A 1275-nucleotide genomic window follows, 5' to 3' on the forward strand; every position below is an offset into this window, starting at 1 on the left:
CAGCGGGATGGCCAGTTGGTGGACGGCCGGCGCGCCGCGCGTCGCGCCGCGCGGCTTCCAGGCCGGCGCGCTGCCCGGACCGGCCGCCTTCGCCGCCATGCTGCAGGATCCCGCCGGCTTCGACGCGCCCCTCGACCCGGGGGATCCGCCGCCGTGAGCGACGCGCAGACCACCCGCTTCCGCTCCGCCGGCAAGACCGATCCGGGCGCGCGCCGCAGCCACAACGAGGACAGCTTCCTCGACCGGCCGGAAGCCGGGCTGTGGGCGGTGGCCGACGGCGCCGGCGGGCACGAGGCGGGCGAGGTCGCTTCCGGCATGATCCGCGATGCGCTGGCCGCCATCCCGGACGACCTGCCGGCCGGGCGGATGCTGGGCGAGGTACGCCAGCGCCTGGCGCTGGTGCACGACACGCTGCGCGAGACCGGCGAGCAGCAAGGCGGCGCGACCATCGCCTCCACCGTCGTCGTGCTGATCGTGCGCAATGGCCACTTCGCCTGCCTCTGGGCCGGCGACTCCCGCCTGTACCGGCTGCGCGGCGGCCATCTGGAACAGGTGACGCGCGACCATTCGCTGGTGCAGGAACTGGTCGATGCCGGCCTGGTGCGGCCGGAGGACGCGGAATCGCATCCGCGTGCCAACGTCATCACCCGCGCCATCGGCGCCGGCGACGACGGCATCGAGATCGACAAGACCACCGACCGCGTGCTGCCGGGCGACCGCTTCCTGCTGTGCAGCGACGGCCTTTCCAAGACCCTGCCCACCGCCGAGATCGCGACGCTGCTCGCCGTGCCCGACGCCGCGCTGGCGCCGGATCTGCTGGTGGCGGCCGCGCTGGCGCGGCGCGCCTCGGACAACGTCACCGCCGTGGCGGTCGAGGCCGGGGCGGAGACGGTCGAGGGCTGAGCGACACGTCGCGCCACCGCAGGTGGGTCCCACGCTGGCGGTTCCTGTGCCGAACGGTTAGTCTGACGACCGTTCCTGTCCGACCCTTGCGGGGTTTGCATGCGCACCAATGCCCGTCGCGTCGTCGCCCTGGCCACTTCCGCCGCGCTGCTCGCGGGCTGCGTCACCACGCGGGAGGGTCGGATCGGCGCCGATGACGGCACCGATGCCTGCCGCCAGCAGGTCGTGGCGCTGGACTCCACCGGCAACTTCTTCGGCGAGGACATCATCCGCGGTGCCGCGCTCGGCGCGGCCAGCGGCGCGGTGCTGGGCGGCCTGATCGCCGCGGCGACCGGGCGGCGCGGCAGCGACGTGCTGGCCGGCGCCGCGATC

General features: G+C 74.7%; 2 protein-coding genes. Both read left to right on the forward strand.

Features of this window, described 5'->3' with window-relative positions; translation table 11 throughout:
* Positions 1–153: 153 nt before the first annotated feature.
* On the forward strand, positions 154–903 hold the full coding sequence (locus tag OZN99_RS31855) for a PP2C family protein-serine/threonine phosphatase (RefSeq protein ID WP_270939195.1): 750 nt from the start codon (positions 154–156) through the stop codon (positions 901–903).
* A gap of 99 nt (positions 904–1002) precedes the next feature.
* On the forward strand, positions 1003–1275 hold a 273-nt coding region (locus OZN99_RS31860), incomplete at its 3' end, for a hypothetical protein (RefSeq protein ID WP_456299924.1).

It is taken from the genome of Falsiroseomonas oryzae (genome assembly GCF_027856955.1).
Classification (GTDB): Bacteria; Pseudomonadota; Alphaproteobacteria; order Acetobacterales; family Acetobacteraceae; genus Falsiroseomonas; species Falsiroseomonas oryzae.